11 protein-coding genes are annotated in these 25,847 nt (G+C 41.7%); 1 reads left to right on the top strand and 10 read right to left on the bottom strand.

What is annotated here, in order from left to right:
• Positions 1 to 58: 58 nt before the first annotated feature.
• The 3 genes from M1F74_RS00370 to M1F74_RS00360 form a co-directional block, all read right to left on the bottom strand.
• Positions 59 to 8,425 (bottom strand): SIALI-17 repeat-containing surface protein, encoded by an 8,367-nt coding sequence (locus M1F74_RS00370; protein ID WP_247945973.1) that lies wholly within the window; start codon positions 8,423 to 8,425, stop codon positions 59 to 61.
• Between the two features lie 140 nt (positions 8,426 to 8,565).
• On the bottom strand, positions 8,566 to 15,033 hold the full coding sequence (locus tag M1F74_RS00365; protein WP_247945972.1) for a SpGH101 family endo-alpha-N-acetylgalactosaminidase: 6,468 nt from the start codon (positions 15,031 to 15,033) through the stop codon (positions 8,566 to 8,568).
• Positions 15,034 to 15,302: 269 nt separating this feature from the next.
• Positions 15,303 to 17,285, bottom strand: a complete 1,983-nt coding sequence (locus tag M1F74_RS00360) for a peptide ABC transporter substrate-binding protein (protein ID WP_247945971.1) — start codon at positions 17,283 to 17,285, stop codon at positions 15,303 to 15,305.
• 245 nt (positions 17,286 to 17,530) lie between these two features.
• Here M1F74_RS00360 and rfbD point away from each other — a divergent pair, with 245 nt between their 5' ends.
• Positions 17,531 to 18,385 (top strand): dTDP-4-dehydrorhamnose reductase, encoded by an 855-nt coding sequence (gene rfbD, locus M1F74_RS00355; protein WP_247945970.1) that lies wholly within the window; start codon positions 17,531 to 17,533, stop codon positions 18,383 to 18,385.
• Positions 18,386 to 18,446: 61 nt separating this feature from the next.
• Here rfbD and rfbB read toward each other — a convergent pair whose 3' ends face one another.
• The 7 genes from rfbB to M1F74_RS00320 are packed head-to-tail and all read right to left on the bottom strand — an operon-like array spanning position 18,447 to position 25,743.
• Positions 18,447 to 19,493: a dTDP-glucose 4,6-dehydratase gene (rfbB, locus tag M1F74_RS00350; protein WP_247945969.1), complete on the bottom strand. Its 1,047-nt coding sequence runs from the start codon at positions 19,491 to 19,493 to the stop codon at positions 18,447 to 18,449.
• An 11-nt stretch (positions 19,494 to 19,504) separates the two neighbouring features.
• A complete protein-coding gene (locus M1F74_RS00345; RefSeq protein ID WP_247945968.1) occupies positions 19,505 to 20,098 on the bottom strand; it encodes a dTDP-4-dehydrorhamnose 3,5-epimerase family protein in 594 nt (197 codons plus the stop codon).
• A complete protein-coding gene (rfbA, locus tag M1F74_RS00340; RefSeq protein ID WP_247945967.1) occupies positions 20,099 to 20,968 on the bottom strand; it encodes a glucose-1-phosphate thymidylyltransferase RfbA in 870 nt (289 codons plus the stop codon).
• Positions 20,969 to 20,995: 27 nt separating this feature from the next.
• A complete protein-coding gene (glf, locus tag M1F74_RS00335) occupies positions 20,996 to 22,096 on the bottom strand; it encodes a UDP-galactopyranose mutase (RefSeq protein ID WP_084910641.1) in 1,101 nt (366 codons plus the stop codon).
• A gap of 13 nt (positions 22,097 to 22,109) precedes the next feature.
• Complete coding sequence (locus M1F74_RS00330) at positions 22,110 to 23,108, bottom strand: acyltransferase (RefSeq protein WP_247945966.1); 999 nt, start codon at positions 23,106 to 23,108, stop codon at positions 22,110 to 22,112.
• Position 23,109: 1 nt separating this feature from the next.
• Positions 23,110 to 24,525, bottom strand: coding sequence for a flippase (locus M1F74_RS00325; RefSeq protein ID WP_084910636.1), 1,416 nt, complete (start codon positions 24,523 to 24,525; stop codon positions 23,110 to 23,112).
• A gap of 51 nt (positions 24,526 to 24,576) precedes the next feature.
• Positions 24,577 to 25,743, bottom strand: coding sequence for a polymerase (locus tag M1F74_RS00320; RefSeq protein WP_084910635.1), 1,167 nt, complete (start codon positions 25,741 to 25,743; stop codon positions 24,577 to 24,579).
• Positions 25,744 to 25,847: the final 104 nt, after the last annotated feature.

Genomic DNA, 25,847 nt, shown 5'->3' with positions numbered 1-25,847 from the left:
CTCATTAGGAAAGATAGGAAACAGATTTCGTAATCTTGCTAAGAGGTTTTGTTGAATACTAGTCTTTCTTTGTTCTTGCTACAAAGAGAGCAGATAGGGCTAGGCTAACACCTGCTAGGAAGAGGGCTGTGTCAGATTGGCTCTCACCTGTTGCTGGCAAGCTTTGTTCAGCAGTTTCTTGCTTCGTCACTTCTTGTTTTAGATCCGGTGCCGGTGTCTTATCTTCATCTGAAGCAAATGAGCTAAGTTTAAACTCAGGTTTCTCTACAGTTGGAGCGGCTTGATCGCCTACTGTCGATAATGGTCCTGTGTACTCTGGAAGCTCATGTACCAAGGCTTCAGCTGCATTGACACCACCATTAAACTCAGGCTTCTCAACTGTCGGAGCTGGTTGGTCGCCTACTGTTGCTACTAGGCCTGTATACTCTGGAAGCTCATGTACCAAGGCTTCAGCTGCATTGACACCACCATTAAACTCAGGCTTCTCTACTGTCGGAGCAGCTTGGTCACCTACTGTCGCTACTGGACCTGTGTACTCTGGAAGTTCATGTACTAGGGCTTCAACTGCATTGACACCGCCCTTGAACTCAGGCTTCTCAACTGTCGGAGCTGGTTGGTCGCCTACCGTTGCTACTGGGCCTGTGTACTCTGGAAGTTCATGTACCAAGGCTTCAATTGCATTGACACCGCCTGTGAATTCAGGAACCTCAAGAACAGGTGCTGGCTCTTCGCCCTTACTTGATTGAACCGATTCTTCTGTTAATTCTTGATAGAAGCTCGCCAATTCATAAAACTCGGCCTTGCCACCTTCCCAGACTAATTTGACGTCTAGAAGAGAGCCACCATTTCGGATAGCGAAGGTTTGGAGACTAGATGTAATGGCACCGAGGTCTGTCCAGCTGTCTTGACCATCCTTGAGTGTTCTAGCAAGAATGCGTGCTTTCGCTCCTTCAGGAAGACTGGAAACAAGACGAAGGTGGTTGGCATTGGTCGGCTCAGACAAGTGATAAACCAACTCGCCCTTGTCTTTTTCAGACTTATAGCTAGTCAAGACTTTTCCGTCTACAAGATTATTATAAAGGTTGCCTTGGCTTTCTCCACTACTTCCTTCTACTGTTGGATCATTGATTGGTTTGACAAATTCACCATCGTTGATGACCAATTCTGTAAAGCCTACAAAACGGGCATCATAGTCTGCTGTATAGAGGACACGGAGATAGTTGGCTTTGACTGGTGTTGTCAATTCACCTTCGATGTAGCGATTTCCTGGCATCTTAGAATCATGTGTCCAACCATCTGTCAATGAATCATCGTGTTGGCTATTGGCCACACCATCTCCTACTGTAACGACATCAGTCCAAGTTTTACCGTCTTGGCTGACTTGAATCTTACCATCACGAAGATAGTTTTGAGTTCCGTCTTGGATGTAGGCTCTAATCTTCTTGATGGTGCGTTCGCTGCCAAGTTTCAAGGTCACATGACCATCTTTACGAGCATAGTCTGAAAATTCAACGAAGTTGTTGTAAACACCATCAAATAATTGATCTAGGTTGTTCAGTTTACGAACATCATTGCTACCATATGCTGGGTGAATTCCCATTGAAGTTGATTCCAATTTTGTTGGTTGCACTTCTTTAGTCGTCACAAGGAGAGAAGTGGCTGTCACAGCTTGTTCCTGATCTGTTTTGTTGACCAGACGAACATAACGTACTAAGTGGCTTGCTACAGATCTATCAGTCAACTGGCTAGCTGGCGTCCATTCTTGCGCATTTGCAGAGTACTCTAGAGTAAGAGCAGGGTTTGCCTGACCTTGGAGCTGGATGCTCTTGATTTGATGGATACGGTCAAGCTTCATACCTAGATAGCTATGAGCAGGGAGTTTAGTTCCAGCTGGAATTTGAAGTTCGTAACTGCCCAAGCTATCCACTACTGGTGTTTCCTTCAAGGCGTCGACGTTGGTGTCTGTTAACTCACTATTTCCAGAGCGTGTCTCAACAGAGAAGTCTTGGATACGCCACCAGAGGTCGAGGGCCTTGGTATTGCGTACTCGGATGTAACGAGCATTGATCGCTCTGGTCACTTCCTTGGTTTGTTCTCCTGATAGGCGATCCAACTCTTGCCATGAAGTTCCATCTGTAGAGTACTCAAGTACACCTGCGGCAAGCTTATCACCCGTTCCTTGGCGAAGACGAACTTTAGTGATTGACTTGACTTCACCGAGGTCAAGTTGTGCCCAAGCATCTACTGGTGTCGTATTGCTACCGTCAGCATTTGCCATCATGGCTTCTGTATTATCCTTGCCATCAGTGATTTGACGGGCTGAGGTATTTAGTTTGTAAACTAAGTTTGAGCTTAGACTAACTGTCGTTGCTTGTTGGCTACGAGATTTTTCAACTGAACGGTTAACTGCAATTTCCTGAACTGCAAACCAAGTGTTCTCGCGGTCTGCTGTCGCAATCATGCGAACTGCCTTAGCCTTGATGTTGAGATTCTCAAACTTAAGCAGGGATTCATTTCCGACATAGCTTGGCTCTTTCAAAGTTACCCAGTTGTCATTTTCATCTAAATACTGCACTTCGGCCTTACTAAAGGTATCACGTGGATTTGCCTGCGTTCCCATTGCAAAGGTCAAGGTTTGGATCGCTACCGGCTTGTTGAACTTCATACCAATATAATCACCTGTCTTGATGCTGTTTGGTGATTTAATAATCGCATGGGTTGCCAAGTCGCCATCCGTTACTTCTGCCAAACCACCTTCTACACCTGTTCGATTGGTAATAAAGGTACTGATGATTTGATCTGGATGCAAGACTTTTTGAACTTCAGACGCTAGAACTTCTTTCAGGGATAGGATAAATGGACGAATATGTTGAACACCCAATTCAGCCTTTTCCATATGGTCTACATAATGGAAGGTGTGAGTTTGAGACTGTTCGTACAATTTCAAACCTTTATAGTAGCTATCCCAGAGTTTAGCTGCATCGTTTGTAGCCATGGCTTCAGCTCCTGTAAGGAAGGCATCGAGAGCATTCATTTGGTCGATTGCATTATCCAACCAATAGTGGATTTGGGCAACCATCTTTTGGTCGCCTGATGCTTTGTAAAGTTCGGCTGCTTCTTTAATCTTGGCAAATTCAGCTCGCAAGGCTGCACGTTCGGCAGTCACATCCTGACCTGCTTTGAGCTTGGTCATGAAGTCTGTTAATTTTGGAGCCAAGTCTACAGATTCTTCTAGTTTGACGACACGATTATCCATGTTTTGGTTGATCATGTGCTTACCAAGTTCGCGGAAGGCTGCTGATACCTTGCTATCTTCAAAATGACCATTTTCTACAAAGTTGAAGGCAATGTCATTGATTTTCTTAGCTTCTTCTTCTGATTTCCACTGTTTCCATGAGTATTGAGCTCCTGCAAAGAGGGCAATCTTAGATGGTTCAGACTGTTGCATTGGGTTCAACATGATACCCGATAGCAAACTTGGATCCACATTTGGATGAAGGAATTTCTCACCACCACCTAGAATCAAGTGTTGTTTAGAGTTATCTGTTACAGGCCAGTTAATCCAAAGTGAAACTGGGCGATAGGTCTTGCCACCTGCGGATAGATTGTTCTTGAGAGTTGAAAGGAAGCTTTCAGAGACTTCACCCCAAATCTTACCACCCGTCAAGGTCATGGATGTTGAACTTGGGAGATTTTCATTGAGGGATTTCAACTCATCCTCACGTCCATTACCCCAATACTGTCCAGGAACAAAGATCATTTCTTTGCGAAGGCCACTGTAAGTTCCCTGCATTTCAGTCAACCACTTGGTCATATCTTGCATCAAGCGGTTATAGCTATTGTAGCCTCCGACTGGGCTTGGAGCATCATCTGCAAGGATACCAAATTCGCGGACACCCACTTTCATCAACTGGGTAAATTTAGCCTTGATGGTTGCCAAATCTTCTTGGTAATGCGCTTCATTGCCAAAGCGGATGCGGTTGTTCATGAATGGATGGATAGTCCAGACATAGCGGGTTTTACTTTGATTTCCGACACGAGCAAGTTCACGGATTTCAGCTAGTTTTTCTTCTGGATAGAGTTCACGCCATTTCTTGTTGTGGTATGGATCATCTTTTGGTGCAAAGAAGTATTGGTTCAATTTCAAATCGCCACCATAACGCATGAGCTCTGCACGATCGGCATTAGACCATGGATTTCCATAGTAACCTTCGATGAAACCACGGTTCTTGAGCTCTGCGTAATCTTCTACTGTCACATTTCGAAGGACTGGTACTTGGCTTTCCTTGAGCATGTGTTTCAAGGTTGTCAAACCATAGAAGACCGCATCTGTGTCTTTTCCGACGATGGAAATCGAATTATCCTTGATGCTCAAGACATAGGCGTCAATCTTGTCAAAGAGACCTGCTGAAACATTGGACAAGTTTTGCTCTGCTTGTGAGCCTTGTCCATGCACCCCAAGATAGATATTGGTTGCGCCAGCGATTGCCGCCTTACCAGTTGTATAAGATACTTGATTGTCCTGCAAGACACTCTTCAAGCGATTACGAGTATAGATATCGAGTTGATTGCCCATGACCAGATTGACTTGCTTACGAAGAGCTGTGACTCCTTCTCCATAAGTCACTTTTTGTGGCGTTGGGAAGACCTTGTACTCTTTCTTGAGATAGTCTGCGCTCTTGCTGGCATCTGCAATGCTGTCTTCGCTAGCTGGTTTACTTGCAGTGAATTGATCTGCCAATTCAACTGTTCCATCACCGGTTTGGTCTACTTTTGGTTTTTCAGGTGTAGTTGGTTTTTCTGGTTGACTTGGTGCAGGCGTTTCTTGCTCTTCTTTGACAGGTTTCAATAGATGAACTTCGGCTGCACTTGCAAAACCACCAACGCCTTCCAATACTTTCAACTCAATCTTGTTGGTATGTACTGCCGCAAAGTTGACTGTTTTTTCTTGGGCGTTGTTGTCCCAGCTTCCTTCTGAAACCTTGACCATTTGGCCATCTTTTTGTGCGTAGATTTCGTAGCGCGTCACAACACCATTTCCACCACCTGGACGTGGGAGATACGTCAAGCCATTGATTTTTTCTGCTTCTTTCAAGGTCATAGTAAGGGTGTATGGCGCAGTGTCACCAGTCCACTTAGTATGCCAGAAGGTATTTGGATCATTGTCAAAGGCCTTTTCAACAGCGCCTTCAGTCGCGTTTCCTGGAAGTTGCTGACTGCTTGCGGTTGCTGTAATCTTATCATTTGAAATCAAACGAGGATTTACAAATGGTTTATCCGACAACTCTGCACTATGCAAGATTCCTTTGAACCCACCGATACTTTCAAGCGGTAGTACCAAGCTATTGTGGGCAAAGCGAGGGTATTCTGGATTTGCGATACGCTCAATCTTTTCACCATCCACATAGACTTCCGTTGATTGTGGTTTGGTCACGATGGAGATTTGATAACGTTTGTTCTTTTCAAGTTTTTTATTGAATTGGATATGGAACTGTTCAAATTGATAAGCAAGATAGCCATCTTTATCAGCTAGATAGATACGATTGTCCCCACTAGTTGAGAAGGTTTGTTCCCCATCTCCAGTGACAGTTACATCAAACTTCAAGACGTGACTTGGACCAACATCACCTGCCAAGCCTTCGATACTGCTATCTTTCTCAAAAGCCAATCCCCGCTCGCTTGTCTTCACTTTCTTACTTGCATAGTTCTTGACTGTTTCAGGATTGATGGTAAACAAGTCGCTTTGATCAATCTCTTTATCAGGATTTGACTGTGGCGCATAAGGGCTCGTTGGTAGGGTGCGTTCTGCAAAGGTCGCAGCTGCACGGTCGGATCCCCAGGTGCGTTCCGCAGTGGTTTGCATGCTCTTGAAGAAGCGTTTGAAGATGTCATAAGAGGTCAAACCTGTCTCATGAAGGTCGATATTGTCATTCCAAACTGCGTGCCCACCACCAAGGATACTTGGATGAGAAGCTGGTAGAAGTGGACCTCCACCTGTTCTAAAATCATTCGGTGTCCAGCTGTTGTACTGGCGTTCGTAGTTTGCATAGTCCCCGTAGGCTGCTTGACTATTGCTTCCACTTGGGACACTATATGTCGGCACATCCGTGATGTTAATAATCTTAGCTCCCTGAGCAATGGCTTCATTTGGTCGTTGCCAGCCAATGCTCCAGATATCAACTTCTACTCCGTTCCAATCAACAGGAGTGCTCCCACGTTTCGCACTGAGCGAGCCCCAGATACGAGGGGTATAGCCTTTTCCTTTAATGTATTTGATAAGGTCATTGACATAGCGGCGATAGCTTTCTCTGCTGCCATAGTATTCATCCGTTCCGATATGAACAGTTGATACCCCATGAAGCGGTGCATCTGGTCCATCTAGGAGTTTGTCATAGACGGATTTGACAAATTTAAGAGTTTCTTCGTATTTATTGTCTAGATCGAGCATGGCTACGCGCTCGACATTATGCTTGCCTGCATAATCGCTCAGACTACCTTGATACATGAGGTCTGGGCGAACTTTGACAAATGATAGTGCATGACCTGGTGTATCAATTTCTGGCACTAGGTTGATATGCAAGGCCTTGGCAAGTTTAATCAGATTTTGCATTTCTTCCTTGGTATAATGCTCATCTGATGTCAATTTTTGACCATTCTTACCAACAATATCTGTCTCCACACGGAAACCAGTCTTAGCATGTTCAAGGACATACTTGAGTTGTTCTTCTGGACTTAAATTCTTACCTGCCAAGTGTTCCTTAAGGAAGATATAGTTATCATTAAGGTGCAACTGCAAGTCGTTCATCTTGTAGTAAGCCATGTTGAGCATGATGTCTACAAGGGTGTCATAAGGGATAAATTTACGACCTGTATCTAGCATAAAGCCACGGTGGCTGAAACTTGGGAAATCGCGAATTTCACCATTTTGTAGATCTGTTTCTCCCATTTGAAGAAGAGTACGAGTGGCGTAGAAGGCTCCTGTGTTTGTGGCAGCTTCGATGGTAATCACATCATCTTGGATAGTGATACCATACCCTTCTTTACCATAACCCTTGTTTTCAACTTTTTTAAATTCGATTCGTTTTTGAGCTTGCTTGTCACCTGTTGCTAGTTCCAATCCACGGCTGGCAAGGTCTGACTGATAGAAGGTTGCAGCCTGATCAAAGCCTGAATCTCCTGTCGCAAGAACTGTATCTGAAGTGATAGAAGATTGGCCTTCTTTCCCATACCATTGTTGAACAGCTGGTGCTACTTTTGGTTTCACACCCACACCTTCGTCCTGATGTAAGCCCTTGATGACTACTTCAAACTCTTTTGTAAAGGTATGACTGTCTCTGATTTGTTGGACCATGACATTGACGCGTTGATCTGTCAAAGGCTTATAGATGTGATTTTGAAGGTCAATCACACCTTGCTTGTTGCTTCCGATAAGGCTAACTTTCCCTGGTAAAGTTGGTAAGACAAGAGACTGTCCGTCTTCTGCTACTGTTAGTTCGGTTACTTGGCGGATATCCGTTACCTTACTATGGTCCGGAACGTTAGAATAAGCTCGAATTTCTTGGATTCCAACGTTTCTCCAGTTCATGGTCCCAGCTTGGTAATTATTGACCTCCAATTTGAGGTACTTAGCTTTGATACTTTCAGCTAGGTCAACTTTCTCATCTAAGACTGGATCTCCTATTTTGGTATGAGCGAGTTTCCATTGTTTTTCTCCATTAGCGCCCACGTCTTCTTGACCTGCGTAGTAGAGACTCCAAGATTTGATATTGGGGTCATTTTGCCCATTCCGAAGACGACGATCCCAGTCGATTTCTACATGTTTAATCAAGGTAGTCTTTGGCAGAGTTAGTTCAAAAGTTGGTTTTGGTACATCTTTGTCTGTAGCCCAACGAGTATTGTCATCTCCATCGATAGCCTTATCTGCAGTAAAGCTGGTACCAGTCTCATGGTTACTCGCCTGAGCAGTAGCACCTTCGAGATGGTTGACATCCTCTCTATCTTCGACTTGCTTTTCATCTGGTTTTGTTGCGGGCGTAGTGGTTTCCGCAGGTTTATTGTCTGCCTTTGGTGTTTCAACCGGTTTCGGCGTTGCTGCTGGCTTGGGACTTGCAGGACTTGTCTCAGGTTTTGCCTCTTCACTTGTTGCAGGATTGGTTCCCTCATCAGTCGCTGGAGTCTCCTCATGATTTGCTTCTGTTGCAGCTGCTGCATCCGCCTTTTCAAGCGCAGCGGCTAAATCATCTGGTAACTTATCCAAGGCTTGAACATGAGTAATACTTCCCTCTGTCTCTGAAGGTGTTGCTGTTTCTGCCGCCTGAACCATATTGGCGCCAAAGATACTAGCACCAATCATAACGGAGGCTGCACCGATTGCAAATTTTCTTATACTATAGTGACAGCGTTTCTCAAAAAAATGTCTATCCATCTTTCTCCTATTCCTTTCATCCGCATACATGAGTAAGCGGTATCATTTCTCCTTTGAAAAAGGAGAGAACCAAGAGGTCCTCTCCGGCTGTTTGTTCCTTTTTGATTCGAGTTGCTTTGAATAGCTGAAATCAAATCTCATTAATCTTCTTTACGTTTTGTCGCAAGGACCGCAGCAGATAAAGCGATACTCACACTTGCTAAGAAGAGGGCAGCTTCTGAACCATGTTCTCCTGTAGCAGGAAGTTTCTCTTCTTTATCTTCCAGAGTTTTGGCATCAGCTACTGGGCTTGGAGTGAGCGGGTACTCAGGTTTTTCAACTGTTGGAGCGGCTTGATCTCCAGCGGTAGCCAATACACCTGTGTAGGCTGGTTTCTCGTTTACCAAGGCTTGAACCGCATTGACGCCACCCTTAAACTCTGGGACTTCATTGACAGCTCCTTCAACTGCATTAACTCCACCCTTGAACTCAGGGACTTCATTGACAGCTGCCTCTGCTGCATTAACTCCTCCCTTGAACTCAGGAACTTCATGTACAGCTGCTTCTGCTGCATTGATGCCACCTTTGTATTCTGGGGCCTCATTGACAGCTGCTTCAACCGCATTGACGCCGCCTTTGAACTCAGGGACTTCATGTACAGCTGCTTCTGCTGCATTGACGCCGCCTTTGAACTCAGGTACATCAAGAACTGGTGGTTGTTCTTCCCCCTTGCTACTTGTTGGAGCGTCTGGTTTCGTAGCAGAATCTTTTAATTGGTTGAGATAGTCTGCGAAGTAGGCCACCATTCTTTCCGTCAAGAGATGGTTATCCGTCGCATATTTCATGCTCTCCTGAACTCCAGCTACTTCCTCTTTATTGTCTTTGTCTGTTAATTTCTGCGCCTTAGCCAAAGCTGCTTCATAGCCTGACAAGTCAAGAGGTGTTTCTGCTACTTGTGGACGGGTAAAGATGAGTTCCGCTGCAGATTGGTATTTATCACCACCATCTCCGTAAGTCTTGGTACCAGTAAGGACAATTTTCTTAGCCTTGATTGTCTTGCCAAAATCAATGTCTTTTGGCTTGTTGTTATCAGGCCAATCTGTCACGGTGAAGGTATGCTCCTTGCCAGACTCATCTGTGACAACCAGTTTCACATCACGCAAGTTACCATTTGAACCTGATCCACGTGGAACGTAGCGAAGTCCTGTGATTTCAGTTGGTTCTTTCAAGACCATGGTTGCAGGCTTGCCTACATCTCCACCATTCCAAGATGTATGCCATAGACTAGATACATTTCCATCAAAGGCATTCTCTAGACCTTCGCCTGGTTGAGCTGGCGCATCCAAACTTTCAAAGTCTTCTGCTACCAAAGCTGTCTTCTTCTGAACCAAAGCATTCTTCAGAGCTTCAATCTTGGCAATCTCTGCACGCGCTTCTTCCACACTGATATCATCATCTGCCTGACTGAGGTTAAAGACCGCCTCTTTCAAAGCATCCATAGACTCTTTCGTATAGTTGGTCATGGCAACCGTTGGCAAGTAGTTCTTCAGAGCATTTTCTGTCAACATCTTACCTGTTAGCGTAATTTCCTCAATGTGAAGATTGTCCATCATGAAGTCGTTGTAACCACGGAAGTTGGCATTTCCGCCAGCATCTCCACGAGTATTGCTTGCGTTTCCAGTTGAGTAGATACCTACCCAAGTATCGCCTGTTTCTGCACCTGTCACAAGGAAGGTTACCTTCTTGGCTTTCTTAGAATCTGTCCAAGTATTTGGCAATTCATGCATTTCCAAGTCGCTAGCTTGAGTACCACGACGACCTGACTGGAATTCTCCCTTACCGACTACAAAGGCATAGGTATTGTCAGAACCTGCTTCGTATTCAAAGGTTACACGGTAAGTCTTACCAGCTTCAAAACGGAAGTTTTGCGGAATAGTTTGGTAAACCAAGTTACGACGGCTCACTAGTCCATTGGTCTTGAGTGACCAATTTCCATCGATAACATCATCAACTTTCTTACCGTTCCATCCACGCTGTGTATATGGATCGTGTTTTTCAGACAAGTGAGTGCGGTTGTCTTCGACACCTTCGACACCACCCACTACAAATGGGAAGATTCCTTGAGCTACATTTTCAAAGTCTTGTTTGAAGGTTCCTTGACCTGTATCATGCTTGTCTCCGTACATGCTTGAATTGTTTTCAAAGGTACGAATTTCATCAAAGTAAGTTGCTTCATCACCAGCTTCACGACTCAAAGTCAGAGTAACATTTGATACGTCCGATCCAGTTGTAAAGAAGGCGTACATATTTTGGAAGTAACTTGTATCGTCAACTGTAGCATTGTCACGACGATTGTTATGAGCATATGCTTTGATATAGTTGAGAGCGAGTGACTTATTAGTATAAGTAGTTACTTCTTTTTCGCCAGTATTCACTGTGATACTTGCCTTGGCATTACTACGGTTATCGACACCAACATAAACGGCATACTTGGTATTTGGTTTCAAGCCAGTCAGTTTCTGAGTAAGACTGACCTTGCTCTTATTGCCTTGGATACGAAGCATTTCATTTGCACCTTGTGATTTGACAATTTCTGCCTTAGAAGCATCACCAGAAATGGTCCAGTGTTTCAAGGTTCCACTGTTAAATCCTTGGTCATAGATGTGCATGCCTTCGCTCCATGACATTTCAGGATTGGTTTGTTTTGAACGGTAGAGAACGTATGGTTGATTTGCGAGAAGGTCTAGGGTAATCTTACCATCTGTTACAGTTAGTTCTTGCTCTTCTGTCTTACCTTGGTCAGTTAGCTTGTAAAGGTAAACCTTGCTATTTGCCCAATCGCTTGGAAGTGTCCAAGTTGTTGCACCAGCTTGCGTATTGAAGTAGTACATTTTTTCCTTATCAGTAGGAAGTTTCTTACCATTTGCATCCCAGTTCCAAGGAGTCAAGTAAGCTGAGCCATCTTGGATGACACGTCCATTGAGCGTTACTGTACGTTCGCGATATTGCGGGCTATTGACATCATTTGACTTACGAGTCACAACAACCTTGTTACCTGCTGCATCGACTAGCTCAACCTTCATTTCTGGAGTCCATTTATAGGTGCTACCATTATCGGTCATGGTAACTGGCGTACCATTTTCCCATTTACTTACAGTGAAGTGTTGGAAGTACTTAGTCATGACGTCATGGGCAAAGAGGTTAGTCACGTAGCCATTGTAATCACTCCGTCCTTGCCAGCCTTCAAAGTCTTTCATGCTGTAGCCACCTAGAAGTGGGTAATCTGCTGCACCACCGTAACTTCTATAGTCCCCTACCCAAGCATCTTTTTGATGGTTACGAATAAAGCGCGTGATGGCACTGTTGATACCTTTATTGGTGTAGCCACCATAGGTCAAGTCAGCTGCCCAGTGATGGAAGGTAGAGTCGTACTCACCACCGTGTCCCCACTCGATCGCAAAGCGCCAGCCTTGTTTATTGATTTCTTTTGCAAGAACGTGGGTAGCCCAGGCACCGTTATCACCTGATTGACCATTACCCCAAACGTCCACATAGATAAAGTCGAGACCTTCACCAAGTTTTTTCTTCAAGTCTTCCCAGCGAGCCAAACGTCCATGTGCTAGGTCATAAGCAGCATCAATGTTGATACCTTGGTCTAGCCAGTTCCAGCCGTAGCTATAGCTTCCATCTGGATTCTTACGAAGAATTTTTTCATTGAAGTACTTAGACTCAGGATAAGTTTCTGAAGCGTTAACGTGGATACCTAGATGAGCTCCATATTTCTTAGCCTTCTCAATTAGGGTCTTAAAGTCTTCAACACCACCGATACGCTTACCAATATCAGCATAATTCAAGTGACCAGAGTCATGGCCTTCGCTACCATATCCTTTAAGGAGAACACCTTGTCCTAGACCATCTGTGTGAAGATTGATCTTCTTGATACCATCCAAGGTCATAAGGAATGGGTTTTGTGCTTGTGAGCCAAAGTTCATCGCGATACGATAAGCTGTTATATCCTTAACTTTTTCCCAACCTTGAGGGTTGTTCATGATGCTACGATAAGCAATGGCACCATCCTGCCAGTCGACTTTCTTGTCCGCATTGGCATCTTCAGTGATAACAACTTTGGCACTTGGAAGTTCCTTAGTATACTCTGGGAAGACAATGCCCTTATAAGCTTTTTCCCATTGCCATTCAGAACTATGAATTCCAACATAGTTGGCATTTCCGACTGTTTCTTTGTAAGCTGTCAAACGAGTCCAGTCATACGAACCACCACCATAGCTGTTTTGAGAGTTGCTCCAAACACCTGCAGCAAGCTTATCTGTAGAAACAAATCCATACATGTAACCCTTAGCCAAGTCTTTCATTGGATTGGTTACATCGATATGATCATCTCCGCTGACATGGGTATTATTTGACATGGTTGCCCCGTCAAACTTAGCACCAGCTTGATCACTCGAAACAGAGACTAAAGCATTACCAAGGAAACTAATAGAAGAAAGTAGTTTTCTTTCGTCATCAATCTTTTGACCTGGAGTGACTTGATTGTGATTGACAATCTTGGTCACATCAAAGTGCAATTGATTATCCACAACTTGCAAGCGTACTGTCATTTCCGCATTGATAAGATTAGCATCATCGCGAAGCTTCATCACGTACTCTGCTGTTGTCTCATTGATTTTTTTGTAGGTAACTTCAGGGGTGACTTCGTGTTTGTTGATAAATACTTTATTGAACTGTTGCACCTGTCCTGGCAAGGTATGCCCGTTCAAACTGTATTCTTTAATACGAGGGAAGGCTTGGTCAATTACTGCCTTGAGGACCTTAGACTGGATCGTATCATAAGTCACCTTGCTATCGTCAACAACTGGACCTGTTTCTTTCTGGGCAGGAGTATCATCTGATTTTACACCTTCTTGATTGTCTGTTTTAACGCTGACAACTGTACGCTCATTGCCATAGGAACCAGCTTTTAGGACGATTTTCTTCTCATTTTTGAGAGTTTCATTAACAGCTGCTGGCAAAGTGACCGTATCAAAGAGTTTCTCATCATTATTCGTTGCATTGAGTTGTCCATCTGATTTGAGGGTGATAGAAAGACGGTTTACAGAACCTGGTTCTGGTGCTGCTACACGGTTGCCCTTATACCAGGTGCTATCGGTTGGAGATTTATACTCCCAGAACCAGCCATCTTTGTCATAACCAACAAAAACATTGTTCTTGGTATCTTTAAATTTCAAGAAGACACCAAAGCGTGATTTGCCCTTTTCAGAATCATCTTTGAAGGTTAAATCAACCGTCGCATTTCCATTCGCGTCAACTGTCAATCCTTGTTTTTCAAACAAGGCTGGTTTATCGCCATTGTCGTTCTGTGCAGTTGAGGACAATTGATTATAGCGGACACCCTTTTCTTCACGAACAGTAACTGTTCCCTGCTGTTCTTTTTTTGCTGCCGTTTGCCATTCAGGGGTTACTGTCTTAGGGGTTTCAGGTTTAGCAGCTGCAGGTTTATCCTCTTTTGGTTTTTCTTCAGCCGGTTTTTCTTTCTCTTCCAAGTCTGCTGGTTTCACACTTGAAATTCCCTGCATGTGGTCCTGGATCCATTTTAGTTGAGCTGGTGAGAAGAGAATGCCTCCACTACGTTTTCCAACTACACCATTTTGATGCACACCGACTAGTTTGCCTTCTGTATCAAAGATACCGCCACCACTAGCGCCCGGTTTGCCTCCTTGGTAACCAATCCCTTGGACACCTTCTCCGTATGGTTCCACAAAATCAACTGTAGTATTGACAATCGGATTCAATTTCCCTTCTGGATAACCAAAGACATGGAGTTTATCTCCGATTTTCTTAACTACTGGCTTTTTGGTTACTTCAACAGGCGTATTTTCTAGAACTGTACGCAATCTCACAAGGGCCAAATCATTTTTGAAGCCTTTCAGATAGCCTTCACGATCCCAATGAATAATATCTTTCTTGCTAAACTTGACATCTGGCAATCCTGGATAAGAGATACTATAGATATCTCCATCCCCCTGATCATTGTCCACAACCTTACGGATATTGCCGTCTTGGCTATCCTTGATAAAGTTATGAGAAACCGTCAAGACAAGGTCTTTAGCAACGACAATACCGCTACCTTCTCCTGATGGCGTCTTGATCTTAACAGTCGCGCCGTAGTTTAATTCCCCATTGGTCGTTTTAGCCACATCTTCTGGGACGAGCTTCCCAGTATCTTGGGCCAACTGATCCTTGTCAACTTCGCGCCCATTGTCTTCAGCTTTCTCCAACTTATCTTCTAATTCTTTTGGCAAATTGCTTGGCTTTTCAGACTTTTCTTTTTCTTGAGCCAACAACTCTTCTTCTGTTTGAGAGCCTTCAGTAGTTTCAGCCGAACCAGGATTCTGAGCGGCGGCTTCCTTGTCAAAATCGTGCCCCGCATCACTAGCCTTCTTATCCAAATCAGCTAGTTCACTTGGCAAATTATCTGTTGAACCAACCCTTGCTTGATCAGCCAACACTGGGGCAGTAGCAAAGAAAGTCGCTCCAATCATCACTGAAGCTACTCCAAGCGTAAACTTACGAATACTGAACTTACAGTGTTTTTCAAAAAATTGTTTATCCATAAACTCCTTAATCCTTTCACTTAACAGTAAGCGTTTACATTTCTTTTTTTAAAAATACTCCTTTCTCTGAAAGTACCGTGCTTAACTGTCATAAATAAAAAAATAATTATGCTTTTAATATAACAAATAATATCTAAGAAAGCAATAGGAAAAAGGAAAATTCGCAAAAATTTCTCAAGACACCCCAAATTTAAAAGCTCGCTTTAAAGATATAAAAAGGACTTAGCATCCAAGAGGAATACTAAATCCTTTCTCATATCCTGTAAAATTTATTTCACATGGTTTGCGAGGTCTTCTTGAGCCTTCTTATTAGACTCTTCTTTTTCTTTCAACCAGTTTTCTTGAGCTTTTTGGTACTCTTCTGTTGTTACCGCCTTATCTTGTACATCTAGGTATTTATACAAGAGGGCTTCGCTCATACCCTTGTTACCAGAGTATGCAAACGGAAGTGTAAATGGTACCATCTTAGACAACATTGGACGACCAGTTTGAGAAGTTGTTGGAATGATCAAGGCACTGTCTGTCAACCAAGCTTGGGCAGCAGCATATTTTTCATAACGTTTTGAAACGTCAGTAGTTTCTTCCCCAGCTTCGACAACCATTTTTTCGTAGTCTTCCAAACCAACTTGCTTGGCAGCAGCGTTGTTTGTTCCTGAGTCAAATCCTAGGTAAGTCTTTGTATTTTCCCCTACAGATGGTTTGATAATATCAAGGTAGGTAGAAGGGTCTGCAAAGTCTGGAGACCAACCAACGTTATCTGAGATATCCCAGTCTTCTCCAGCCGCAGTTTCAGCAAAGTAAGTGATGTTCAAGACATCGTCTTTTTGAAGTTGTTGGATATCGACAACCACATTATCAGATCCTAAGTTTTCTTCAACTGACTGTTTAAAAGATTGGACACGTTGAACTTTTGTTGTATTGGTTTGGTCTACAGGCATATCCAAGTGGATTGGGAATTTCACACCTTCCGCTTGAAGAGCTGTCTTAGCTTTAGCAAACTCTGCTTTGGCCTTATCTGGGTTGTAGAGTCCATCTTGAGCATCATCCAAGTTCACGTTGCTCCACTCGTCACCATAAGTCACCAATTTTTCTTTGACCATTTCGCCAAAGTTCTTTCCATCTGCCTGTACAAATGTAGGAGGAACAAACAAGTTACGAAGCAGTTTAGTTGCCCCGCTTGCACCATTTACTTGAGAAGCATAGGCCGTTCTATCGAAACCAAAAGCAAGAGCTTGACGGAAGTCCTTGTTTAGAAGAGCTTTCTTGGTTGATGTTTTTTCTTCATCGGTTGTCTTAGAAGTGTACTTATAAGACTGGCGATCGATATTCGTACCTACTAAATAAGTAGTAGAGTCTTGTTGTGTATAAACGATATTGTCTTTAAATGCCTTTTCAGTCTCTGTGTAGCTAGCGCTTGTTGGGAAGAGACGAGCCATTGTAAAGCTGCCGTCTTTGAAAGCTTCAGTTGGTTTGTTGGTATCTTGTCCATCCCAGAATGATAATTTAACCTTATCGATATGGACATTGTCCTTATCCCAGTAGTTAGGATTTTTCGCAAATTCGACAGAAGATTTAGCAACAATTGATTTGAGTAAGAACGGACCATTGTAGAGAATACTGCTTGAATCAGTTCCCTTAGCGAAGTCATCCCCTTTGGAGTTCAAGAACTCTTCATTTACTGGAGCCAAAACTCCCATCGTTGTCTTAGAATTCCAGAAGCTTTCTGGCTTGTTCAATGTGTACTGAACTGTATAATCATCAAGAGCCTTGATTCCCACTTGAGAGAAGTCTGTAATTTCTCCTTTTACATAGGCATCCAATCCTTTGATTGATTCTTGAACTAAATAAAGACCATCAGATTTTTTATCAGCAGCATATTTCAGACCCGTAACAAAGTCTTGCGCTTTGACTGCTGCATATTCTTCACCTTCAGAGGTATACCATTTTGCATCCTTACGAAGCGTATATGTGTAAGTCAAGCCGTCCTTAGATACAGACCAATCCTCAGCCATAGATGGCACAAAGTTCCCATAGCGGTCATTTTCGAGCAAGCCATCGATGACGTTACTGGTAATATTTGCAGTAGCTGCCTTACCAGTTGTCAAATAGTTTAGGTTATCAGGATCCGTTTCATAAATGTATGAGAATGTCTTCTCACCTTTAGCACTTGAACTTGATCCAGAGCACGCAGCTAGAGTCGCAGCTGCAAACAAGGTTACACCCGCAAGGGCAAGTAATTTTGAACTTTTCATCATTTTCTCCTTTAAAATTTACATCCCATTATAGACCCTTTTCAGAAAGTTGTCAACAGAATTTTCAGAATTTTTGTGTTAGTTTGGTATATTCTGAAAAATACTTTTAAGGGTATTCTAAAGTAATAACTATTCGTCTCTCTTGGGCTTCACTAACAAAGTTTATACCGAAAAAGGGTTCACTGAAAACCGATTTTTCTATATTTTTGATATAATTAAGTATAAGAACAATCAAGGAGAAAGATATGATCTTAATTACAGGTGCCAATGGTCAACTCGGCACAGAACTACGTTATCTGCTAGATGAACGAAATGTGGACTATGTTGCAGTGGATGTGGCCGAAATGGATATCACTAATTCTGAAATGGTTGAAAAAGTATTTGCTGAGGTTAAGCCAACTTTAGTCTATCATTGTGCAGCCTACACTGCTGTTGATGCAGCCGAAGATGAAGGGAAAGAACTGGATTTTGCCATCAACGTAACTGGAACTGAAAATGTAGCCAAGGCCTCTGAGAAATACGGAGCTACTCTAGTCTATATCTCGACAGACTATGTCTTTGATGGAAAGAAACCTATCGGACAAGAGTGGGAAATCAATGACCTACCTGATCCGCAAACAGAGTACGGACGTACCAAGCGAATGGGTGAAGAACTCGTTGAAAACCTTACATCACAGCATTACATTATCCGTACTGCTTGGGTCTTTGGAAATTATGGAAAGAACTTTGTTTTTACCATGCAAAATCTAGCTAAAACCCATAAAACGCTCACAGTGGTCAACGACCAACACGGTCGCCCAACTTGGACGCGTACCTTAGCTGAATTCATGACCTACTTGACTGAAAATCAAAAAGAGTATGGCTACTACCACTTATCAAATGACTCCACCGAAGATACCACTTGGTATGACTTTGCTATCGAGATTCTTAAGGACAGTGATGTTGAAGTAGTGCCAGTAGACTCTAGCAAGTTCCCTGCCAAGGCCAAACGTCCACTCAACTCAACCATGAGCCTATCCAAAGCCAAGGCAACCGGTTTCGTCATCCCAACCTGGCAAGATGCCCTTAAAGAGTTTTATAAACAAGAAGTAAGAAAATAAAAGCTTACTACATACATAAAAAGCAAGAGACCTCGAGTTCTCTTGCTTTTTTAGTATCTGATTATTTAATCACTTGTTGCGTTTTAGCATAATTAGCTTCTACTGCTTCTTTCTCAGATTTCCACCAGTCTTGGTTATCTGTGTACCACTTGATGGTCTCTTTGAGGCCTGCTTCAAAGTTGGTAAATTCTGGCTTCCATCCTAGTTCATCACGAAGTTTGCTAGCATCGATGGCATAGCGGAGGTCGTGACCAGCTCGATCTGTTACGTGGTCATAAGCATCAGCTGGCTGTCCCATTTCCTTGAGGATGAGTTCCAACACTTCCTTATTGTTCTTCTCACCATCCGCACCAATCAGGTAGGTTTCACCGATTTGACCCTTGGTCAGAATCGTCCAAACACCTGATGAATGGTCATTAGTATGAATCCAATCACGCACATTTTTCCCTTCACCGTAGAGTTTTGGCTTGATACCGCTCAGGATATTGGTGATCTGGCGCGGAATAAATTTCTCAATGTGCTGGTAAGGACCATAGTTGTTTGAACAGTTAGAAATCGTTGCTTTGACACCAAATGAGCGCACCCAAGCTTTGACAATCAAGTCTGAAGCTGCCTTGGTTGATGAGTAGGGCGAGCTTGGATTGTACTTGGTTTCAGCCGTAAATTTCTCACCTGGACCTTCTCCATGACCTGGCAAATCTTCACGCAGAGGCAGATCACCATAGACTTCGTCAGTCGATACATGGTGGAAGCGAATGTCATATTTACGAGCCGCTTCCAAGAGTGTATAAGTTCCGATGAAGTTGGTGTGGATAAAGGGGCACGGGTCATTAAGTGAATTATCATTGTGGCTTTCAGCCGCATAATGAACGATGGCATCCGCTTGAGCAGTTAATTTATCCACCAAGGCAGCATCCGCAATATCTCCAACAACCAACTCAACGCGATCTCCTAGAATTTCTTCAATATTAGCACGATTCCCTGCATAAGTCAGCTTGTCCAATACTGTCACATGGACATCTGGGAAGTTGTTATAGACATAATGAACAAAGTTAGAACCGATAAATCCAGCTCCACCTGTCACGATGATGTTTTTGTATTCAGTCATAATGTTTCCTTTTACAAATCGTCTTTCGTAAGTGGTTTGACATCCTTAAGTAGGGGATGATGTTTGTCTGCCTCTGAAACCTCAGCTTCCGCCAAGTTTTCCCACTCAATTCCCAAGTCTGGATCCGCATAACTGACAAAGGCATATTTGGGTTTGAGTTCAAGAGCCCAGTAGTCATTGACCAGATAGCTATAGGAAACTGTATCCGAGAGGACTTGGAAACCATTGGCGACGCCACGAGGGACAAAAATTCCCTTACTAGCATCAATCTCTGTCTGGTAAACATTTCCAAAAGTCTCACCTTCACGCAGATCCACCCACGTTCCTAAGACTTTTCCGTCATCAGCAACTGAGATATACTTGTCCCAAGGCTCTGCATGCAAACCACGAAGAACATTTTTACGGGAGAAGGATACGTTGTTTTGCAGTTTCCCTTCTGCAAAGAAGTTTTCAGGAAAACCAAGTGGTATCATCTTTTCCTTCTGGAAATTTTCCTTAAACCAGCCACGATTGTCACCGTGAACGGGAATGTCAAACTCTAGCAGTCCTGGTATAGCATCAATCTTGCGTGCCGCAAGCGTCTTACCGAAAAAATTATCTGTCATCTATGCTTCTCCAATCAGACGGAGCAGATACTGTCCGTATTCATTTTTCTTAAGCGGTTGGGCTAAGGTCAAGACATCTTCGCGACTGATATAGCCCATGCGGTAAGCAATTTCTTCCAAGTTTGCCACCTGAACATTTTGCATCCGTTGCACTGTTTCGATGTACTGTGAAGCCTCTAATAGACTTTCATGAGTTCCAGTATCCAACCAAGCAAAACCACGCCCCATCACCTCAACAGACAAATCCCCACGTTTCAAATAAGCATTGTTGACATCTGTGATTTCCAACTCTCCACGTGCGCTTGGTTTGATCTGTTTGGCAATCTCCACAACATCATTATCATAGAAATAAAGACCTGTCACTGCATAGTTGGAGCGAGGATTCTCTGGTTTTTCTTCTATGGAAATGGCATTCATGTCTGTATCAAACTCGACCACACCAAAACGCTCTGGATCCTTCACTTGGTAGCCAAAAACAGTCGCACCTTTCTCTTTCTGGGCTGCCTTTTGAAGCATTTTGCTCAAACCAGGTCCATGATAGATATTGTCGCCCAAAATCAAGGCAACACTATCGTCACCGATAAATTCTTCACCGATAAGAAAAGCCTGAGCAAGTCCATCGGGACTAGGTTGTTCCGCATAGGAAAGATTGATCCCAAATTCGGAACCATCCAAGAGTAAGTCCTTAAAACGGGGCAAATCCTGTGGTGTTGAGATAATCAAAATATCCTTAATCCCAGCCAACATCAGGGTTGACAAAGGGTAGTAAATCATGGGTTTATCATAAACCGGCATCAGCTGTTTTGACGCAGCCCGAGTCAAAGGATACAAACGTGTCCCCGAACCACCTGCAAGAATAATACCTTTCATAGTGAAGCAACCTTTCTTCGTTGTTTTTCAATTACTAAATTCTTTCTCCACAACCTCAAGCGCTCGTTCAATCACCACATGCATATCGTAATATTTATAATCTGCTAAGCGCCCACAGAAAATAACCTTATCATTCTTTGAAGCTTCCTCTTGGTACTTAGCAAACATAGCATTATTTTTCTCATCGTTGATCGGATAGTAAGGCTCGTCCCCACGCTTCCAGTCAGCTGGATATTCACGCGTGATAACTGTCTTTGGCTGCGTTCCATATTCAAAATGTTTGTGTTCGATGATACGAGTATAAGGGATCTCACGCTCTGTATAGTTCACCACAGCATTCCCTTGATAATTTTCCTCGTCCAAAATTTCATGCTCAAAGCGAAGGCTACGGTATTCTAACTCTCCGTGTTTGTAGTCAAAATATTGGTCGATCATTCCTGTGAAGACAACTTTTTCAGCTGATGCTTCTAACTCTTCACGGTGAGCAAAGAAATCAACACCAAGCTCAACTTCAACGTCTTTAAGCATATTTTCAATAATGACATTGTAACCACCAATAGGAATCCCTTGGTAACGGTCATTAAAATAGTTATTATCAAATGTTAGACGAACTGGAAGGCGTTTAATGATAAATGGAGGAAGTTCCGTTGCTGAGCGCCCCCACTGCTTTTCAGTATAACCCTTAATCAACTTTTCGTAGATATCTGGACCAATCAACTTGATAGCTTGCTCTTCAAGATTTTTCGGCTCAACATCCTTCATATCAGCTGTCTGCTCAGCAATCTTATCTTTTACTTCCTGTGGAGTTTTTGTGCCCCACATAGCATAGAAGGTATTCATATTGAAAGGAAGATTATAAAGACTTCCCTTATAGTTTGCGACAGGTGAGTTGATATAGTTGTTAAATTCAGCGAATTGATTGATATAGTCCCAAACTTTTTTATTAGAGGTATGAAAGATATGGGCACCATATTTATGAACATTGATACCTTCTACATTCTCACAGTAGATGTTCCCACCGATGTGATCACGTTTATCAATCACTTTTACCTTTTTACCACGCTTGGTTGCCTCATGAGCAAAAATCGCTCCAGATAAACCAGCTCCGACGATTAGATAGTCGTACATATCATTCTCCTTCTTATAATTTGACAATTCGATTGAAATAAGGAAGTTTCATTAATATTCCAACAATAATAAAACTAACACTTAAAGTAAATATAGCAAAAAGTAAATATGATCCTACGAAACTAAAACCAAATAATTTTTCCCATACCTTCATAATATATGTGTGTATTATAAAAACTCCCATAGTTTGATTAGAAAGGGAAACAATACACTCGCTCCGTTTTTCATTCAAAGTAAGCGTGAGTATAGTTAGAAAAATTCCCAAGCTTACAACTTTTACAAATAAAGTATCATAAAAATATTCAGCAAAAAGATTATGATAAGTGGTCTTCGCTATGAAAAATAATATTACCGGTGAAATCAATAACAACAGTACCACAACTGCTTTCATCCATCTCTTAAACCTATTTTTGATAATATCTTTATCAAATTGAGCTATAAAACCACCTAAAAGATAATAGAATAACCATGTCCATAATCTAAAAGTTTGTATAACATATGTTTGAATTGGCATTTGAAGTACAATATTGGCCAACTCAAAAATCAAACCAATAACTACCAATAAAGATAGAATATAAAAATATCTTCTTTTTGAATTAAGAATTTTTTTCAAAATGGGTAGACATAAATAAATAAGTATAAGCGAACCAAAAAACCAAAACTGAAAGAAATACCCTTTTTGTAACAGAGAGCCTACAATTTTTTTAATTGGATTAACCGCAAAGTCTCTTTTAAAGAGCCAAACGATAATGTTCCATGATGACACTGTTATTAGAATCCATTCAACTTTTTGAAGTATATAAGGATAAGTTATTTCCCTTTTGCCTAACAATAAATAACCATTGACCATAAAAAATAGAGGAATAGAATAGGTTCCTAAGTAATATAAATATGTCAAAAGATTCCATGAACCTGTCTCTTTAAACCCACCCATCGTTGTATGAAGTAGAACAACTCCAACACATGCAAGTACTTTTAGTAGATCTAAGTTAATATTTCGATATTTGCGCATTCTAATTTTTCCTAATCATTTGTTTTAATTCTTTTACATCTACCACTTTCAGAGATAGAATTGCAAAAAGATAAATGATTCCACCAAGCACTGCAAAGGCTAGAACATTCATAGTTGGTGAAAAATGTATAACTGTTTTTGAACCTAGCAGAATGCCGTACATGATAGCTGATGCTAGAACAATTTTTGTCATAGATCCGATAACAGGAACTTCTTTTAGATATCTGCGAGTAAAGTATAATTGTATCGCCCATACTAACGCCTCTGTCAATACAGAAACAATGGCTGCTCCGATATATCCAAGTTTGGGAAGGAATAGTAAATTCAAACCTACACTGATAATTGCGGGAGCTGTTGTTGATATCATAAATTCCTTATTCTTATTGTGTGGAATCAATATTTGAATCCCCATAATATTAGTCCAACCGATAAAGAACATACGGAAAATCATAATGGCGATTGCATAACGTGCATCCTGAAAATCTTGACCAAGGAAAAACTGAACAAAATCGTCATTGACAATCAGCATGCCAGCAATGATGGGGAAAATGACCAAATTATAAATCAAAAAGGACATTTGGTGCATCTTGTTGACAGCCTTGTGGTCTCCAGAGGACAAAAGACTAGATACACGAGGCAACATGACACTTCCCAGAGACGTCACCAAGGTCAACAAAATATTGACGAGTTTTAATGCCTGGTCGTAAATCCCGACATCTTTTGTAGAAGCCAGTGCTCCAAGCATGGTACGATCTAACGTAACATACAAGGAAATTGCCACTTGCGGAAGGAATAATAATATGACAGGCTTCAAATGATGCCTAGCATATTTTATATCAAAATGCGGTCTGCCGATAAACTCCCTAGCAGGTAACCACAAACTTAATTGCCCCAAAAGTTCAAATATGGTTAGCAAAAAAACATAGAGGTATAGGTCATTTGCAGATTTGACAAAGAGGAAGATTGAAATGACTCCAACGAGCTTGACCGTGATATTTCGAACAGTAATCTTTCGAAAATCCTCCAACCCTTGAAAAAGCCAGGAAATGTCTAAACCTTTTGAAACTAAACTCAAGCCTAGAATGTAGGCTACCGGATTTTGCATAAAGGGAAGATTCAGACAAAGAAGAGCATACAAGGACAGAGAAAGAACTGTTGCACCTAATTGCAGAGAGTAGATTCCCCAAAAGTTTTTTTCAATTTCCTTGCGATGTCCTGAAATGACTTTGGTACCATAGTTGGCAACTCCTAGCGTTGCTAGGAGGATAAAATAAGTGATAATGGAGTTGAAATAGCCGTAAGTTCCTAAATCTTCAGAGCTAAATACCCGAGTGACATACGGGGTGGTGATAATCGGTAGAATAATCACCAGCAGCTGGTAGGAAAGATTATAGGCGTAATTTTTTAAAACTTTCATAAGTACAATAACTTGTTTTAGCCTTCCTTTGAATTTGACGAATACTCTTCTTTATTCAATTTTCGCATCCTCATTCACAATAAATAGGCGACTAATAAATAAGATTAATGGAGAATAACGAAGAACTAACATCTGAGGATCAAACATACCATGGATAATCATAATCCCTAAGCAAGCCAGTACGATATCTTTTTGAATGGACACAAAATAACGCATCACTTTTGTCAATGCAAACAACATAAATGCACTGACAATCAAGCCATCAATAACCAATAATTGAACAAAAGAGCTATCAATATAATTGTAATTACTAGTGAAATTTCCAAATATATCAAGAGTTGTAAAGGAAATTGGTTGCCCTAACCAAGATACTCCAAAATTTTGAAAACCATTGACACTGAGACGCAAGCGATTATGCGTAAATTGATCGACTAAGTGAAATAAATTCCCAGATGAATAAAAACAAAAATACAAGATAATCACTAAAGCTAAAATAAAACCGTAGTGCACAAGTGTCTTTGTCCAGAAGTTTCCAATGATAAACTCTTTTTTAAAGATTTTAATACTCAACAAAGCATAGGTTAGTATCAAAATGCTTAAGTAAAACGGACTAGATGTCGAAGTCTGTTGATACATATAAATGGTAGCCAAGAGTAGGCCCAACAATTCAAGGTAAGAAATTCTTTTGCCCCGAAACATCAGATAAGTACACAGGGCAAAAAACAGTCTCTGTGACGCAAAGGATACATAGTTAAATCCTAGACTAAAACGGTAGCCACCATCTGCATTCATAAACATATTGTCAATCATACCTTTTTGACTGGCATAAATTGTCAAACAAAGTACCAGGAATGTCGCTAAAGAAAACGTTCCTAACAATTTCCTAAAATCAATATCTCTAGCTGAAAAAACTAATAATAAAACGTTTATGTCAAGTAAACCATCACGATTTTTTGAAACTATCAACATCGAAAAGAGGAATGCAAGTGCTATTAACAGCGATTTCCAGTGAAACCTAAAGTAATACAAGGTCTTCGGAAGAGTGATAAACTCTTTTATCAAAATCATGATAATAGTAAAATAGAGAAGCATCCTATACAAGAATAGAAAACCATCTAATCGAACAAAATAAGTGGTTGTTACTAGTGAAGTGACAATAACCCACAAAAAAAGAGTAGATAAATAGATTTTTTCTGAAATAGAGCGATTGTTATTCACAAGTACTCACCATACCTTTCGATTGTTGTGTTAAAATGAAGCAAAATAATTTTGACAGAGATATATAGTAATAATATCTATTAGACATGTTATTTCTATAATTT

The organism is Streptococcus oralis (genome assembly GCF_023109315.1).
GTDB classification, from domain to species: Bacteria; Bacillota; Bacilli; order Lactobacillales; family Streptococcaceae; genus Streptococcus; species Streptococcus oralis_BS.
This window is presented reverse-complemented; position numbering and strand designations above follow the sequence as displayed.

Bases quoted from the DNA above. Each gene is read 5' to 3' on its own strand.
- M1F74_RS00345 (WP_247945968.1), bottom strand. From the start codon at position 20,098: ATGACAGATAATTTTTTCGGTAAGACGCTTGCGGCACGCAAGATTGAT.
- M1F74_RS00370 (WP_247945973.1), bottom strand. From the start codon at position 8,425: ATGGATAGACATTTTTTTGAGAAACGCTGTCACTATAGTATAAGAAAA.
- glf (WP_084910641.1), bottom strand. From the start codon at position 22,096: ATGTACGACTATCTAATCGTCGGAGCTGGTTTATCTGGAGCGATTTTT.
- rfbD (WP_247945970.1), top strand. From the start codon at position 17,531: ATGATCTTAATTACAGGTGCCAATGGTCAACTCGGCACAGAACTACGT.
- rfbA (WP_247945967.1), bottom strand. From the start codon at position 20,968: ATGAAAGGTATTATTCTTGCAGGTGGTTCGGGGACACGTTTGTATCCT.
- M1F74_RS00360 (WP_247945971.1), bottom strand. From the start codon at position 17,285: ATGAAAAGTTCAAAATTACTTGCCCTTGCGGGTGTAACCTTGTTTGCA.
- M1F74_RS00330 (WP_247945966.1), bottom strand. From the start codon at position 23,108: ATGCGCAAATATCGAAATATTAACTTAGATCTACTAAAAGTACTTGCA.
- M1F74_RS00325 (WP_084910636.1), bottom strand. From the start codon at position 24,525: ATGAAAGTTTTAAAAAATTACGCCTATAATCTTTCCTACCAGCTGCTG.
- rfbB (WP_247945969.1), bottom strand. From the start codon at position 19,493: ATGACTGAATACAAAAACATCATCGTGACAGGTGGAGCTGGATTTATC.
- M1F74_RS00365 (WP_247945972.1), bottom strand. From the start codon at position 15,033: ATGGATAAACAATTTTTTGAAAAACACTGTAAGTTCAGTATTCGTAAG.